Below are 13,876 nucleotides of genomic sequence, written 5' to 3' on the forward strand. Positions count from 1 at the left end.
CCGAACACCGGCCCGATCAGAGCCATTCGGGCCTCCCGGGGGCCGATCCGGGCCGGGATGCGCGCCCAGAAATCACCGGGGTGCTCTCGCGGTGCGCAGGGCACCCCACCCCACCATCACCCTAAGTATTCACCCAGGTCAGGGAGGGGAAGCGGTTTCAAGAGCGGCCGGCAACGGCGCCCGGGGCGACGCGGAAACGGCGAACCCGCCCCCCTTACCCCGCCCCGACCGCCCCCACCCGCTCTGCCGCACCCGACCGACCAGCCGGTGCCCTGCCCGCCTTCGCCGCCCGCTTGAACCCTCACCCCGTGAGGCGCCGCGCCCGGGCGACCACCCCCGCCCCGCCCCTACCTCTGCCGTCGCCGCCCGCCCACGGTCCCGGGCCGTTCGTGCTCTCGGTGGTCGCCGGTGGCCCTGACGGTCCGCTGCCGCTGCCGGTGCCGGTTTTCGGGGCGGCGAGGTCAGAGCAGGCCGGTCTCGGTGAGGGCGGTGCGCAGGCGACGGACGCCGTCGGTGATCTCCGGGGTGCCGGCGGTGTCGGCGAAGGAGAGGCGGAGGTGCGGTGCGGGCGGTTCGGCGGGGAAGTAGGCGCGGCCGGGGGCGACCGCGACGCCGGCGCGCAGGGCGGCGGCGGTGACCGCGGTCTCGTCGGCGCCGTCGGGCAGGCGCAGCCACAGGTGGTAGCCGCCGACCGGGAAGGCCGGCGGGGGCAGCCCGGGAAGCTCGGTGAGCAGGGCCGATGCCATGGCGGTACGGCGCTCGGCCAGCCCCGCGGCGACGGCGCGCAGGTGGCGGACCCAAGCGGGCGAGCCGACCAGCTCCAGGGCGGCCTCCTGCAGCGGGCGGGGCACGAAGAAGCTGTCCACGACCTGGATGGCGCGGAGCCGGCGGAGCACCGGGCCGCGCGCGGCGAGCGCGCCCACCCGCATGCTCGGCGAGGTGGCCTTGGTCAGCGAGCAGATGTGCACCACCGTGCCGTGCTCGTCGTCGGCGGCCAGCGTGGGCGGCAGCGCCCCGGCGTCGGCGTGCGCGAGGTGCCGGGCGAAGTCGTCCTCCACCACGAAGGCGCCGGCGGCGCGGGCGATGCGCAGCACCTCGGCGCGGCGCTCGGCGGAGAGCACGGCGCCGGTGGGGTTCTGGAACAGCGGCTGGCAGACGAGGACCCGCGCGCCGGTGGCGCGGAAGGCGTCCTCCAGCAGCCCGGTGCGGACGCCGTCGGCGTCCACCGGGACCGGGACCGGGCGCAGCCCAGCGGCGCGGGCCACCGCCAGCAGCCCCGGGTAGGTGGGCGATTCGACCAGGATCGGGGCGCCGGGCGGGGCGAGCGCGCGCAGCGCCGTGGTCAGCGCGCTCTGCCCGCCCGAGGTGACGAGCACGTGCGAGGCGTCCAGCGGGCCGTCCGGACCGGCGATCTCCCGGGCGAACCAGCCGCGCAGCTGCTCGTCGCCCTCGACCGGCGGCCGCCCCCAGGCGCCGGGGCGGCGCGCGGCCCGGGCCAGGGCGGCGGCCAGCGCCCGCTCCGGGCGCAGCGAGGAGTGCAGGTAGCCGCCGTTGAAGCCGGTCACCCCGGGCGGGGGAGCGGCCAGGGTGGCCAGGACGCCGGCGTCGTCGACGGCGCGGGGCAGCGGTTCCCCCGACGCGGCGGCCGACTCCGCGCTGAGCGCGACCTCCTGCCAGGAGGTGTCGCCGTCGCGGCGGGCCCTCCGGGCGGGGCGGGCGCGGAACGCGCCGGCGCCCGGCCGGGTGGTGACGAGCCCCTCGGCGGCGAGCACCGCCACCGCGCGGGAGACGGTCACCGGGCTGACGCCGTACCGCTCGACCAGCTTCCGGCTCGGCGGGAGCTTCTCACCAGGGGAGTAGCGCTCGATCTCGCGGCGGAGGGAGGACGCGAGCTCGAGGACACTGCTACTCTTTTTCATGAGAGTAGATGATAGCGCTACCGTCCGCGGCTCGGTAGCGGTTCGCGGCGGAACCGCCTCGGCGGCCCTCGGCGTCCTGGGGTTCTCCTTCACCTTCCCCGCCACCGCCTGGGCCCTGGAGGGCTTCGGACCGTGGACCTCGACGGCGCTCCGCTGCGGCCTGGCCGCGCTGCTGGCCGCCGCGTTCCTGCGCGCCTCCCGCGCCCCGCTGCCCACCCGGAAGCAGCTGCCCGGGCTGCTGGTGGTCGCACTGGGCTGCGTGGTCGGGTTCCCGCTGCTGAGCACCCTGGCCCTGGAGACGACCTCGACCGGCAACGCCGCGGTCGTCATCGGCGCGCTGCCGATCGCCACCGCCGCGTTCGCCTCGGTGCGCACCGGCCGCCGGCACTCCCCGCTGTTCTGGGGCGCGGCGGCCGTCGGCGCGGGCACGGTGATCGGCTTCACCCTGCTGCGCACCGGCGGTGCCCCGGGCCTCGGCGACCTGTTCCTGTTCGGCGCCCTGGTGGCGTGCGCGGCGGGCTACGCCGAGGGCGGCCGGCTGGCCGGGGAGATGCCCGGCTCGCACGTCATCTCCTGGGGCCTGGTGCTCTCCCTGCCGGTGATGGCGCCGCTGTCCGCGGCGGGCCTGGCCCTGGAGCCGGTGCACCTCACCGGCACCGCTCTGGCCGGCCTGGCCTACCTGGTCGCCGTCAGCCAGTTCGGCGCGTTCGTGGTGTGGTACCGCGGCATGGGGCTGATCGGCGTGGGCCGGGCCAGCCAGATCCAGCTGGCCCAGCCGCTGCTCACCCTGGTCTGGGCGGTGCTGCTGCTCGGCGAGGAGCTGTCCCCGGCCGCCCCGGTGGCCGCGGCGGTGGTACTGGGCTGCATCGCCGTCACCCAGCGCGCGAAGTAGCCGGCCGCGTAGCCGACCCCCGCCCCCGGTCCGCCTGAGCACCCCTACTCAGCGCGGACCGGGGACCGGAGCGGATCCCCCGCGCGCCCCGGCTCCGTAGGTTCGCGGTATGCCCTACGAACTCATCGGAACCGCCGCGATGCTGCTGCACTTCGCCTTCTTCGGCTACGTGGTCCTCGGCGGGTTCCTCGCCTGGCGGTTCCCGCGCGCACTCCCGGTGCACATCGCCGTCGCCGCCTACGCCCTGGGGATCGTCCTCATCGAGTGGCCCTGCGTGCTGACCGAGCTGGAGAACTGGGCCCGGCTGCACACCGGCCGCGAGGTGATGGACAAGGGGTTCATCGACCACTACCTCACCGGCGTGCTCTACCCCCGCGAACACCTGCTCACCTCCCGGATCGTCATCGCCGCGGTGATCGCGGCCTCCTGGGCGGGCGCGGTGCGCCGCCTGGTCCGCTCCCGCCCGGCCGCCGCCCCGGAGCCCGCCGCCCGCTCCTGAGGCCGCCGCCGGGAGAAGCCGGCGGCGCTGCGGTTCAGCCGCCCCCGGCCAGCAGGCGGTCGAGGATCGCGGTGTGGGTCGGGCCGAGGTTGCCCTTGGCCTCCAGGGCGATGCACCGCGGGTCGGCGAAGGCCTCGGCGGTGACCTCGTCGCCGCGGCGCACCGGCATGCAGTGCATCAGCACGGCGCGGCCGGCGGCGCGGTCCAGGGCGGCCCGGTCGATCCGGAACCGGGCGAACTCCTCGCGCGCCTCGCCGGGGACCCGCGCCTCCTCCGGCCAGACGTCGGTGTAGACGGCGTCGGCCCCGGCCAGGCCGGCGGCGAGGTCGTGCACCACGCCCGCCTCACCCGGGCCGGAGGCCGCCCGGTCCAGCACCTCCCGGGGCGCCTCCCGGCCGGGCGGGCAGACCTGCACCACCTCGACCTCGGCCACGGCGGCCGCCTCCAGCCAGGACCGGCACAGGTTGCCGTCGCCGCCGACGAACGCGATCCGCAGCCCGCGGAACGCCCCGAACCGCTCGGCCAGGGTGAACGCCTCGGAGACCACCTCGCACGGGTGCCCGAGGGAGGTCATCGCGTTGACCACCGGGACGGCGCTGTGCGCGGCCAGCTCGGCCAGGGCCGCGTGGTCGGGGGTGCGCACCACCACCGCGTCGGCGTAGTGCGCGAGGACGGCGGCGGCGTCGCCCATCGGCTCCCGCCGGGTCAGCCCGTCGGGCAGGTCCAGCCGGCGCCCGCCGAGTTCGGCGATGGCGGTGTCGAAGGCCAGCCGGGTGCGGAACGCCGCCCCGGTGAACAGGGTCGCCACCCGGGGCCGCTCCCGCGCCGGGGCGGGCCGGGGGCCGCCCTTCCAGCGCCCGGCGGCGTCCAGCACCGCCGCGAACCCGTCCGGGCCGAGGTCGTACAGGTCGATGAGGTGCCCGTCGGGGCGCGAGGCGGAGGAGTCCATCGCGGTATTCAACCGCACCGGCCGGAACCGCCCGCGGCGGGACCGGGGGTTCCGCCGCCCCGGCGGCCGCGGCGGGCGAAGGCGCCGAGCGTTCGCGGCGCGGTCGGCGCATCGGCCGACCGGGGCCGCCGGACGCACCGCATCCGGCGGCCGGGCCCGCGCTAACCGCCGGGGGAGAACGCCCCGCCGTCCCGGGCGGCGGCTCCGTGCAGGCCGGCGCGGTAGCGGCCCGGGGTGGTGCCCAGGACCCGGCGGAAGGCCTCGATGAAGGAGTGCGGCTTGGACCAGCCGCACCGGTGCGCGGCGGCGGTGACGGTCCCGCCGTCGGCGAGGTGGACCAGCGCGGCCAGCAGCCGGATCCGGGTGCGCAGCTCCGGGAAGGAGATCCCGGTGTCCTCCCGGCAGAGCCGGGACAGGGTCCGCTCGCTGCTCCCGGTGCGCCGGGCGAGTTCGGCGAGGGAACCGCGGACCGGGTCGGCCAGCAGCGCGTCGACGACGGCGGACAGCCGGGGGTCGCGGGGCCGGGGGAGCAGGAGCGCCGCCGGGGTGCCGCCCGCGCCGGGGCGGGCGAGCTCGACCGCGAGGAGTTCGGCCAGCAGGGCGCCGCGGCGCGGATCGAGCGGCCCCTCCAGGGTGGCCGCGTTGATCACCTCCCTGGCCAGCGGGCCGACCGGGACCACCCGGGGCTCGGTGGCGTCCAGGCCGAGGTCGGCGCAGGCCTTCTCCGGCAGCATCACCGTCTGCAGGCGGGTCCGCCCGTGCGCGCGGTGGGCGTGCGCCATGCCCGCCGGGACGACGATCGCGCTGGTGCCGCCGGGCAGCACCCAGGAGCCCGCGGCGGTGGTCACCGCCAGCACGCCGGAGCCGGGGAACACCGCCTGGACGCCGTCGTGCCGGTGCCGGTCGACGCGGCCGCCGTCGACCAGCTCGCGGGCGGTCGTCGCGGATTGGCGGGTAACCGGCATGATCGGAGCGTAGACGGGATTCCCGCGGCGGGCCAGGGCGGGCAGAGTCGGTGCGGGGCCGGCCGCGACCGGTCCCGCACCGTTCCCGCCCGGTGGGCGGGTGCCGCCCGCGAACCCGGAAAGGCCGCCGTGTCGAACACATCCGCCGAGGCCGCGCCCGCGGCGGCCCCGGACGCCGCCCGGCGGCGCTCCGCCATCGGCCTGCTGTCGCTCAGCCACCTCGTCGACGACGTGTACCAGGGGGCGGTGCCCGCGCTGCTCCCGTTCTTCGTGCTGCACCAGGGGTACGGCTACGCCGCGGCGACCGGCATCGTGTTCGCCGCGACCGTGCTCTCCTCGGTGGCCCAGCCGCTGTTCGGGATGGCGGCCGACCGGTGGCGGGTGCACTGGCCGGCGCCGGCCGGGCTGCTCCTGGCGGGGCTGGGCGTCGGGCTGTCCGGGCTGGGCGACTCCTACTGGTGGACCTGGACGGCGATCGCGCTGTCGGGGCTGGGGGTCGCCGCCTACCATCCGGTGGCGGCGAGCGCGGTGCGGGCCGTCGCCGGCCCGTCCGCGCAGGGGATGAGCTGGTTCGCGGTGGGCGGCAACATCGGCCTGGCGCTGGGCCCGGTGGCGGTGACCCCGGTGGTGCTCTCCTTCGGGCTGGCCGGGACGCCGCTGCTCGCGGTGCCCGCCCTGCTGATGGCGGGGGTGCTCGCGGCGCTGGGGCGGTTCGCCTCCGGGGAGCGGGCGCGCGCGGCCGGCGGGCGCGGCGGCGGGGCGGAGCCGGCCGACGACTGGTCGGCGTTCGCCCGGCTGACCGGGGTGGTGGTGCTGCGCTCGGTGATGATGTTCGGCACCACGTCGCTGCTGGGCCTGTCGCTGATCGAGCGGTTCGGGTTCGGTGAGGCGCAGGCCGGGTGGGCGCTGACCGGTTTCCTCTCGGTGGGCGCGGCCGCGACGGTGGCCGGCGGCTGGATCGCCGACCGGTGGGCGCGGACCCTCGCGGTGCGGATCGGGTACGCGGTCGCGCTGCCGTCGGCGGTGCTGCTCGCCGCCGCCCCGGCGGCGTGGGCGGCGCTGCTCGCCGCGGCCGGGCTGGCCGCCGGGATCTTCCTGCCTTTCGCGGTGCAGACGACGCTGGGGCAGAGCTACCTGCCGACCCGGGTCGGCACCGCCTCGGGGGTCACCCTGGGGCTGGCGGTCTCGGCGGGCGGCGTGGTCGCCCCGCTGCTCGGCTGGATCGCCGACACCCGCGGCCTGCCGTGGGCGCAGGGCGTGGTGGCCGCGCTGGCGGTCGCCGCCCTGGCCCTCTCCTTCGCCCTGCCGGAACGGGGGCGCGGCGGCTGACTCGGTCGGCGGTCCGGGCGCCGCCGCCGCTAGGCCAGCGCGGTGACGGCGCCCGGACCGCTGTGCCTGCGGTCGGCCCCGGGACTCACTGCACCGGCTCCGCCGGTCCGAGGATCCGCGGGGAGGGCCGTGCCGGTGTCCGCGCACCGCCGCTCCGCCCGAGGCCGCCGCGCCCGGGCTCCTCACCGGCCGGCCGAAGCGCCGGGGCCGCGGGCAACGGATCCGCCGGTCTGCGGCTCCGCCGGGAGGGCCGTGCCGGTGTCCGCGCGGTGTCGCCCCGGGCGGGGCGAGCCCACCCGCCGCCGGTGCCCGGGGCGGCCGCCCCGGGAGTTCCCATCGGCAGGCCAGGGCCTGCGGCCCGGCGCCGGCGGGCGGCCTCCGACCGGCCTGGCCGCCGAGGCCGCGGGCGACGATCCCGCCGGGGTCAGCGCCGGACGGCGGTCACCCGGAGCCGGCGGTAGTCGGCCCACCAGGCGCCGTCCCGGTACAGGTCGGCGCGGACCCGGTCGGCCACCGCCGCCCGGAACGCCTCCTCGTCGCCGGCCCCGCCGGACAGGTGCGCGGCGAACATGCGCAGCCACTGGGCCAGGCCGTCCTCGCCCTCCAGCCGGGTGGGACGGTCGAACAGCCGGGCCTCGGCGACCTCGAACCCCGCCCGCTCCAGTACCTCCGTGTACTCCTGCGGGTCCGGGTAGTACCAGGGCGAGGGGACGTCGGGCAGCCCCTGCTCCGCGCGGACGGCGCGGGCTCCGGCGTCGATCGTCGCGATGTTGCCGGCGCCGCCGAACTCGGCGACCAGCCGGCCGCCGGGGCGCAGCACCGCCGCGAGCGAGGCGGCGGCCCGGTCGGCTTCGGGGATCCAGTGCAGCACCGCGTTGCTGAGCACCGCGTCGAATCCGCCGAGGCCTCCGGAGCCGTCGGAGCCGAGCGAGCGCAGGTCGGCCACGCGCAGGTCCAGTCCGGGGAAGCGGTCGCGCGCGCGGTCGATCATCTCGGGGCTGGCGTCGACCCCGACGACCTCGGCGCCGGCCTCGCGGAGCCGCGCCGCGTGCTCGCCGGTGCCGCACCCGGCGTCGAGCACCCGCTCCCCGGGGCGCGCCGCGAGCAGCTCCAGCAGGTCGCCCCCGTAGGCGGCGACGAAGGAGTGCCTGGTGTCGTAGAGCTCTGCGTTCCAGGTTCGTCCGCTCATGCCGCCAACCTAACCCGACATCTCATTTATTGGAATCTCCGTCTCGAATTGCGAGACGAGATTTCCCCTTCCGGCACTTCGCGCACCGGGGGTCGGTGAGCCGGGCGTACTCCGCCACGGCCGCTCCCAGGGCCAGCCCCCACGCCAGGAAGACCAGCAGGGTGCCCGACACCGCCCAGTCGGCGGCCACCGACGCCGCGTCGGCCTCCCCCTCCACCAGGGCGCGGACCAGGGTCCAGGTGCTGATCGCCCCGTAGGCGGTGAGCGCGGCCGCGACCGCGCCGGCCGGAAGCAGGACGAGCCGGCGGGGCACCGCCCGGCCGCCCCAGCGGGGAAGCCGCCTGGGGAGCACCTGGCCCCACGGGTGCGCCAGGCCCGCGGCGAGCTGCCCGGCCAGCACCGGTACCAGGACCAGCGCCAGCGCGAGCCCGGCGCCGATGTCCTGCCTGATCGCGGCGGCCCCTTCCGCGCCGATGCCGAACGGCACGCCCAGGAACCACAGTGCGTGCGGTATTCCCCAGCCGATCAGCGGGACCGCGCAGGCCGCATGGGCCCAGGCGCGGAGCCGGCCCGGTACCGGTCGCGGGCCGGCCGGTGCGGGGTGCGCGCAGGGCCCGGGGCCGGCCGCCCACGCCGCCTGCCCGAACAGCAGCCCGCCGGCCAGCAGCAGCGCCCGGTCCGCCAGGTCGGGCCAGTCCGTCGGCCTGCCGAGCAGCGCCGCGGGCACCTGGAAGACGAGGTGCATCGGGAAGGAGAGCACGACCAGGGCCGCGCACACCGCCCAGGCTGCGGCCGGGCCGGCCCGACGGCCGGTGAGCAGCAGCACCGCGGCCGCGACCGCTGCGGCGGACAGTCCGGCGGCGCCCCAGCCCTGCCAGAAGGGGAGCGCCTCCAGCCGCGCGGCGCCGCACCCGGTGGCGAGCTCGGCCGCCTCCGGGGCCGGCCCGCACGCCGAGTAGCCCCACCGCCCGCCCGCGGCCCAGTAGAGCCGGAGCAGCCCGTAGCCGGCCGCGAACCCGGCCGCCCCGACCGCCCAGGGGCTCCGCCCCGCTTCCCGTGCTCCGCCCATGCCCCCGAGGCTGCCGGACCCGGCCCGCGCGACCCTCCCCCCGCCGGGGGGATCTTGGCCCCCCGCCGGGGGAGATCGGCCGCGCCGGGGCGGCCGGAGAGGTCAGCGGGCGGCCTCCCGCTCCTTCGGTCGGGCCGGCGGGCGCAGTCCGTCCCGGTGGGCGGCGGCCACGGACACCGTCGCGGCCAGGAAGGCGATCTGCATCAGCGTGCGGGGCAGCAGCTCGTCGCTGACCATCCCGGTGGGCGCGCCGTTCAGGGCGGCGTGCACGTTGGCCGGGAACATGGCCACCAGCAGCGCGGACAGGCCGACCGCGGCCCACGGCGCGGTCCGGCGGGAGAGCAGCGCGGCCGCGCCCGCCAGTTCCAGCACACCGGTGACCGTGACGAGCAGTCCGGGGGCGGGCAGCGCGGGCGGGACCATCGCGATCAGCTCCTCGCGCATCCCGATGAAGTGGGACGCGCCGGTGAGCAGGAACATCGCGGCCAGTCCGCCCCGGACCGCGACCGGCCAGGGGCGCAGCGCGCGCACCCCCAGCGCGCCGGCCGCGAGCAGCAGGGCGGTGACGGCGATCAGGGTGATGAGCGGTTCCATGAGTACTCCTCGTGAAATATCCACCGGGATGCGAAGTTCGCTACCCTCCCGGCCATGTCGTCTTCCACAGCCGAGCGCGCGGAGGCGGAGCCGCGCCGCCTTCCCCTCGCGGCGCTGATCACCGCGGCCCTTCTGGCCGTCCCGCTGGTCGGCGGCACCGCCTACCTCGGGATGTTCGTGAACGTGCCCCCGCCGTGCGCGCTGGGCGAGGCCACCGAGGCCTGCGCGCGGGCGACCCGGGAGGGGTACCACCACCCGGCCTCGACGGCCTTCTACGTCCTGGCCGCGCTGGAGGCCGCGGTGGTCGCCGCCGGCTGGGCGCTGTCCAGGCGGCTGCGGTGGGCGGCGTTGGCGGCACTGGCCGCGCTCCCGCTGGTCGCGGCCGGCGGCCTCCTGCTGGTCGTCCGGCTGTTCGGTTCGGAGTGACGGCGGGCCGCCCGCCCGGGTGAGGCCGCCGGGCGGACGGCGATCCGCGGCGCCCGCCCCGCGACCGGTGCCGCTCCCGCGGGCCCGCTGCGATCTGGGGTCCGCGGGAGCGGCGCCTACGGCCTTCCGCTTCCGGCGGGGGTCCGCCCGTCGGCCATCCGCTCGCGGGCGCGGTTGCGGCCGCGCGGGACCGGGATGCGCTCGGTGGCGCGGGCCAGGCCCATCTCCGGGGTGCCGACGTAGACCGACTCGGCCCGGTCGACCAGGTAGGTCTCGTGCCAGATGCCGACGGCCCCCGGCGCCTCGGCGGCGCGGCGGTTGAACTCGGCCCAGGCCGGGCGGTGGCGCGCGGACCGGTCGGCCGCGTAGGCGTAGAGCTCCTCCTTCGACCTCCAGTACTGGATGACGGTCGGGTTGAGGCCCTCCAGGGTCAGCCGGTAGCCGAGCAGGCCGGACTCCGGGTCGGCGGAGAGCTCGCGCAGCATGCCCGGCATGGCGGTGAAGACCGGCAGCCACAGGTCGGGCCGCCACGGCCTGTTGATGGTCATTCCGATGAGGAACACGACCAGTTCGCCTTCGTGGCGATGGGTCATGCGCCCGTTCTCGATCTTCGGCACCACACACCCCCGAGCGGTTCACGGGACATATTGGATAGTTCGACTCTCCAATAATGGAGAGCGGCACTATCCAAAGTCAAGGAGAAAAAAGGCCCGGCGTCTCCGCCGGGCCGCGCCGCCGCCTACCGGGGGCGGAGCTCGACCACCGTCATCACCCCGGCCGGATGGGCCGCCACCAGGTCCAGGCCCGCCTCATCGGCCAGTTCCACCAGCTCGCCGACGCCCCGGTCCTTGCCGCCGAAGTAGACCAGCATGCGCAGGTTCATCCAGGTGTCCGGGGACTCCCCGTCCTCCCCGGTGTGCTCGGCGATGAACACCCGCCCGGACGGCCCCGCGGCCTCGGCGCAGCGGCGCAGGATCGCCACCGCCGAGGGCCGGTCCCAGTCGTGCACGACCGCGCAGAGCAGGTAGCCGCCGTAGCCGACCGGGAGCTCCTCGAAGAAGTCCCCGGCCAGGCCGGTCGCCCTGTCGGCCAGGCCCGCCGCGGCCAGCCGGGCCCGCGCCCGCTCCGCCGCGGGCGCCAGGTCGACCACCGCCCCGCGCAGCCCGGGGTGGGCCCTGAGCAGCTCGATGAGCAGGGTCCCGTCGCCCCCGCCGACGTCGGCCAGGCTGCCCAGCCGCCCCCAGTCGCAGGCGGCCGCGATCTCCGGCGCCACGCTCGACACGTCGGAGCTCATCTGCGCGTCGAAGACCGCCGAGCGCTCCGGGTCGGCCGCCAGGTCCTCCCAGAACCCGCGCCCGTACTGCTCGGGGAAGGACGCGGCGCCGCTCCGCACGCTGTGCGGCAGGTGCACGAAGGCCAGGTCGGCCCTGGCGATGGGGTGCTCGGCGGAGAGGACGGCACGCACCGAGCGGGGGTGGTCCGAACGCAGCCGCCCGCCCTCGCCCACCAGGTCGTAGCGGCCCCGGCCGTCGCGCTCGGCCAGCCCCACCTGGACCAGGTGCTCCAGCACCCTGCCCAGGGCGTCCGGGTCCGCGCCGGCGGCCTCGGACAGCTCCGCCGGGGTGCGGTGCCCCTCCGCCATGTGGTCGCCGAGCCGCAGCGTGGCCGCGGTCCGCACCGCCATCGGGGTGATCAGGTCGGCCAGCCGCCCCAGGTCGGCGCCCTCCGCCCGGTCTCCGTCTCCATCGCTCATCGCGCCTCCTCGCTCAGTGGAGCGGAAAGGGTAGCGCAGGCGCCGGCGGGCGAGGGAGGGGCGCCGGGCCCGGGCGGAGGCGTCCGCTCGGGCCCCTGCTACCGGGGCCCGAGCCGGCCGAGGCCGGGCAGGAAGCGCCCGGTCCGCCCGGCGTAGCGCCGGTAGGCGTCCCCGTGCGAAGCGGCGAGGTAGGGCTCCTCCACCACCCGGACCTGGATCTGCACCGCCGCGGTGAAGGCGGCCAGCGCCGCGGCGGAGAGCGGCGCCGGAACCGCGGCGGCCATACCCGCGAGCAGCAGCCCCATCGCGGTGAACACCGGGTTGCGCACCAGCGCGAACACTCCGGTGGTGACCAGACCGGTGCGCTCGCCGGCGTCGACGCCGACCCGCCACGAGGCCCCCATCGCGGCCTGGGAGACCAGCACCAGCACCAGGCCCGCGATCATCGCGGCGAGCCCGGTCCGGCCGACGGCCGCGGGCAGCGCCAGCGGCGCGGGCGGCGCCCCGGCCGCGGCGGCCGCCGGTGCGGCCAGGCCCAGCACCAGCGCCGCGGCGAACAGCACCGCGCCCCACCAGGGGGCGGTGAAGGCGGCGTCCCGGGGGCGGCGGAAACCGGTGTCGCCGGTGCGCTTCCAGGCCAGCCAGGAGCGCACCCCGAAGGCGAGAACCAGGCCGGCGATGTAGACCGCCAGGGCGACCAGTGCCATGAGAACCTCCCCATCCGCCCGCTGGCCCTCCGGCGGGTGCCTCTCTGACATGCGGAGGCCCGCTCCGGGCCGCGCCCCCGGAGCGGGCCTCCGCATGTCAGCCGCAGCAGGAGCAGCCCGGGGCGCACCCGCAGGCGTCCGCCTCGGCCTTCTCCTCCCCGGCCCCCTCGACCCCCTCGGCGCCGGTGTCCGCGCCGGCGGCGACGGCCATCCCGGACGGCGCGCAGCAGGCGTCGCCGCGCCAGGCCTCGCGGCCCTCCTTCACCGCCAGGGCCGCGATGAGCAGGGCGACCGCGGGATCGGCCCAGGACCAGCCCAGCACCGCGTTGAGCACCAGCCCGACCAGCAGCGCCGCCGACAGGTAGGTGCACAGCAGGGTCTGCTTGGAGTCGGCGACCGCCGACGCCGAGCCCAGTTCGCGGCCGGCCCTGCGCTGTGCCAGCGAGAGGAACGGCATGACCGCCACCGACAGCGCGGCGATCGCGATGCCCGCCCCGGACGGCTCCGCCTCGCCGCCGCCGAGCAGCGCGCGCAGCGCCTCCACCGCCACGTAGCCGGCCAGCGCGAAGAACGCCACCGCGATGATCCGCATGGCCCTCTTCTCCCGGGCCCGGCGCACCGCCGCCTGCCGGGCGGAGAACTGCCAGGCCACCGCGAGCGCGGAGGACACCTCGATCACCGAGTCCAGGCCGAAGCCGATCAGCGCGGCCGACGAGGCGGCGGCGCCCGCGCCGATCGCCACCACCGCCTCGACCGCGTTGTAGGCGATGGTCGCGGCCACCAGCAGCCGGATCCGGCGGGTCAGCACCGCCGCCCGGTCGGCGCCGGGGCGCGTTCCGGCGGGGGCGGCCATCAGCAGCACCCCTCGGCCTCGGCGTCGGGGCAGGTGGTGTCGGCGGCCACGGCCAGCACGGCCGAGCGCAGGTCGTCCAGGGCGTGGCCGAGCCGCGGGTCGGCCAGCTCGTAGCGGACCCTGCGGCCGTCCGGCGCCGCGACGACCAGGCCGCAGTCGCGCAGGCAGGCCAGGTGGTTGGAGAGCCGGGTGCGGGCGATGCCCAGCGCCTCGGCGAGGTCGGCGGGGTAGGCCGGGCCGTCGCGCAGCACGAGCAGCACCCGGCAGCGGATCGGGTCGGCCAGCGCCCGCCCGAAGCGGGCCAGGGCGTCGATGTCGGTGGCGATCTGGAGCATGCCCCGAGCGTACACGGATTCCTGAATTCAGAAAACCCTGAATTATAGGCCGTGCCTCCGCCGCCTCAACCGGCTTGCCGTCAAGTGGTCGTTGCAACGAGGAACTCAGGGCTCGGGGAGGGATAGGGATAAGGGGCGGGAGGTGCCCCGACCGAGTGCGGCGCCCCACGGGGCGGGGGTTCAGGCCGGCCGGTGCCCACCTGTCCTCTGGTGTGCGGTGTTGCGACGGACGCTGGAAACCCTCCGGCTTTGAGACGGCGACGGCGCCGGGATCAACGGAAAGGCCGGGGCCCGTGAATCCGGGCCCCGGCCTGGGGAGGATCGACCGCCCGGCCCGCTACAGGGCCGCCAGCCGCTCCATCGGGAATGGCGGGCTGGCCAGCGGGCGGGGCGCCCG

At 77.3% G+C, this 13,876-nt stretch carries 15 protein-coding genes; 4 read left to right on the forward strand and 11 right to left on the reverse strand.

Annotated elements, in window-relative coordinates; translation table 11 throughout:
- Nucleotides 1–461 precede the first annotated feature (461 nt).
- Nucleotides 462–1,919 (reverse strand): aminotransferase-like domain-containing protein, encoded by a 1,458-nt coding sequence (locus D459_RS0103865; protein WP_017591681.1) that lies wholly within the window; start codon nt 1,917–1,919, stop codon nt 462–464.
- On the opposite strand from D459_RS0103865, the gene D459_RS0103870 reads away from it, so the two are divergent.
- Nucleotides 1,918–2,811, forward strand: a complete 894-nt coding sequence (locus D459_RS0103870) for a DMT family transporter (protein ID WP_017591682.1) — start codon at nt 1,918–1,920, stop codon at nt 2,809–2,811. The two genes, D459_RS0103865 and D459_RS0103870, sit on opposite strands and share 2 nt — an antisense overlap.
- Before the next feature lie 109 nt (nt 2,812–2,920).
- Nucleotides 2,921–3,310 (forward strand): DUF2784 domain-containing protein, encoded by a 390-nt coding sequence (locus tag D459_RS0103875; RefSeq protein ID WP_017591683.1) that lies wholly within the window; start codon nt 2,921–2,923, stop codon nt 3,308–3,310.
- A gap of 34 nt (nt 3,311–3,344) precedes the next feature.
- On the opposite strand, the gene D459_RS30670 is transcribed toward D459_RS0103875, so the two are convergent.
- Both D459_RS30670 and D459_RS30675 read right to left on the reverse strand, forming a co-directional pair.
- The gene (locus D459_RS30670; protein WP_017591684.1) at nt 3,345–4,259 is read right to left on the reverse strand and encodes a Rossmann-fold NAD(P)-binding domain-containing protein; all 915 of its coding nucleotides are present in this window, start codon (nt 4,257–4,259) and stop codon (nt 3,345–3,347) included.
- Between the two features lie 161 nt (nt 4,260–4,420).
- The gene (locus D459_RS30675; RefSeq protein ID WP_017591685.1) at nt 4,421–5,224 is read right to left on the reverse strand and encodes an AraC family transcriptional regulator; all 804 of its coding nucleotides are present in this window, start codon (nt 5,222–5,224) and stop codon (nt 4,421–4,423) included.
- A 129-nt stretch (nt 5,225–5,353) separates the two neighbouring features.
- On the opposite strand from D459_RS30675, the gene D459_RS0103890 reads away from it, so the two are divergent.
- Complete coding sequence (locus D459_RS0103890; RefSeq protein WP_017591686.1) at nt 5,354–6,553, forward strand: MFS transporter; 1,200 nt, start codon at nt 5,354–5,356, stop codon at nt 6,551–6,553.
- Between the two features lie 424 nt (nt 6,554–6,977).
- On the opposite strand, the gene D459_RS0103895 is transcribed toward D459_RS0103890, so the two are convergent.
- The 3 genes from D459_RS0103895 to D459_RS0103905 all read right to left on the reverse strand — a co-directional run bounded on the left by D459_RS0103895 (nt 6,978) and on the right by D459_RS0103905 (nt 9,405).
- Nucleotides 6,978–7,742, reverse strand: a complete 765-nt coding sequence (locus D459_RS0103895) for a class I SAM-dependent methyltransferase (RefSeq protein ID WP_017591687.1) — start codon at nt 7,740–7,742, stop codon at nt 6,978–6,980.
- 22 nt (nt 7,743–7,764) lie between these two features.
- On the reverse strand, nt 7,765–8,811 hold the full coding sequence (locus D459_RS35780) for a hypothetical protein (protein ID WP_017591688.1): 1,047 nt from the start codon (nt 8,809–8,811) through the stop codon (nt 7,765–7,767).
- Nucleotides 8,812–8,913: 102 nt separating this feature from the next.
- Nucleotides 8,914–9,405, reverse strand: a complete 492-nt coding sequence (locus D459_RS0103905; RefSeq protein WP_017591689.1) for a DoxX family protein — start codon at nt 9,403–9,405, stop codon at nt 8,914–8,916.
- Between the two features lie 54 nt (nt 9,406–9,459).
- Between D459_RS0103905 and D459_RS0103910 the strand changes: the two genes are divergently transcribed.
- Nucleotides 9,460–9,831: a hypothetical protein gene (locus D459_RS0103910; protein ID WP_017591690.1), complete on the forward strand. Its 372-nt coding sequence runs from the start codon at nt 9,460–9,462 to the stop codon at nt 9,829–9,831.
- A gap of 116 nt (nt 9,832–9,947) precedes the next feature.
- Here the strand turns inward: D459_RS0103910 and D459_RS0103915 are convergent, their stop codons facing one another.
- The 5 genes from D459_RS0103915 to D459_RS0103935 all read right to left on the reverse strand — a co-directional run bounded on the left by D459_RS0103915 (nt 9,948) and on the right by D459_RS0103935 (nt 13,479).
- Nucleotides 9,948–10,424, reverse strand: coding sequence for a DUF4188 domain-containing protein (locus D459_RS0103915; protein ID WP_017591691.1), 477 nt, complete (start codon nt 10,422–10,424; stop codon nt 9,948–9,950).
- 146 nt (nt 10,425–10,570) lie between these two features.
- Nucleotides 10,571–11,584 (reverse strand): methyltransferase, encoded by a 1,014-nt coding sequence (locus D459_RS0103920; protein WP_017591692.1) that lies wholly within the window; start codon nt 11,582–11,584, stop codon nt 10,571–10,573.
- Between the two features lie 98 nt (nt 11,585–11,682).
- The gene (locus D459_RS0103925; protein ID WP_017591693.1) at nt 11,683–12,291 is read right to left on the reverse strand and encodes a methyltransferase family protein; all 609 of its coding nucleotides are present in this window, start codon (nt 12,289–12,291) and stop codon (nt 11,683–11,685) included.
- A gap of 97 nt (nt 12,292–12,388) precedes the next feature.
- The gene (locus D459_RS0103930) at nt 12,389–13,144 is read right to left on the reverse strand and encodes a cation transporter (RefSeq protein ID WP_040709173.1); all 756 of its coding nucleotides are present in this window, start codon (nt 13,142–13,144) and stop codon (nt 12,389–12,391) included.
- A complete protein-coding gene (locus D459_RS0103935) occupies nt 13,144–13,479 on the reverse strand; it encodes an ArsR/SmtB family transcription factor (RefSeq protein WP_017591695.1) in 336 nt (111 codons plus the stop codon). Before D459_RS0103935 ends, D459_RS0103930 begins: the two co-directional genes overlap by 1 nt.
- Between the last annotated feature and the right edge of the window lie 397 nt (nt 13,480–13,876).

This window comes from Nocardiopsis potens DSM 45234, assembly GCF_000341105.1.
Lineage (GTDB): Bacteria > Actinomycetota > Actinomycetes > Streptosporangiales > Streptosporangiaceae > Nocardiopsis_A > Nocardiopsis_A potens.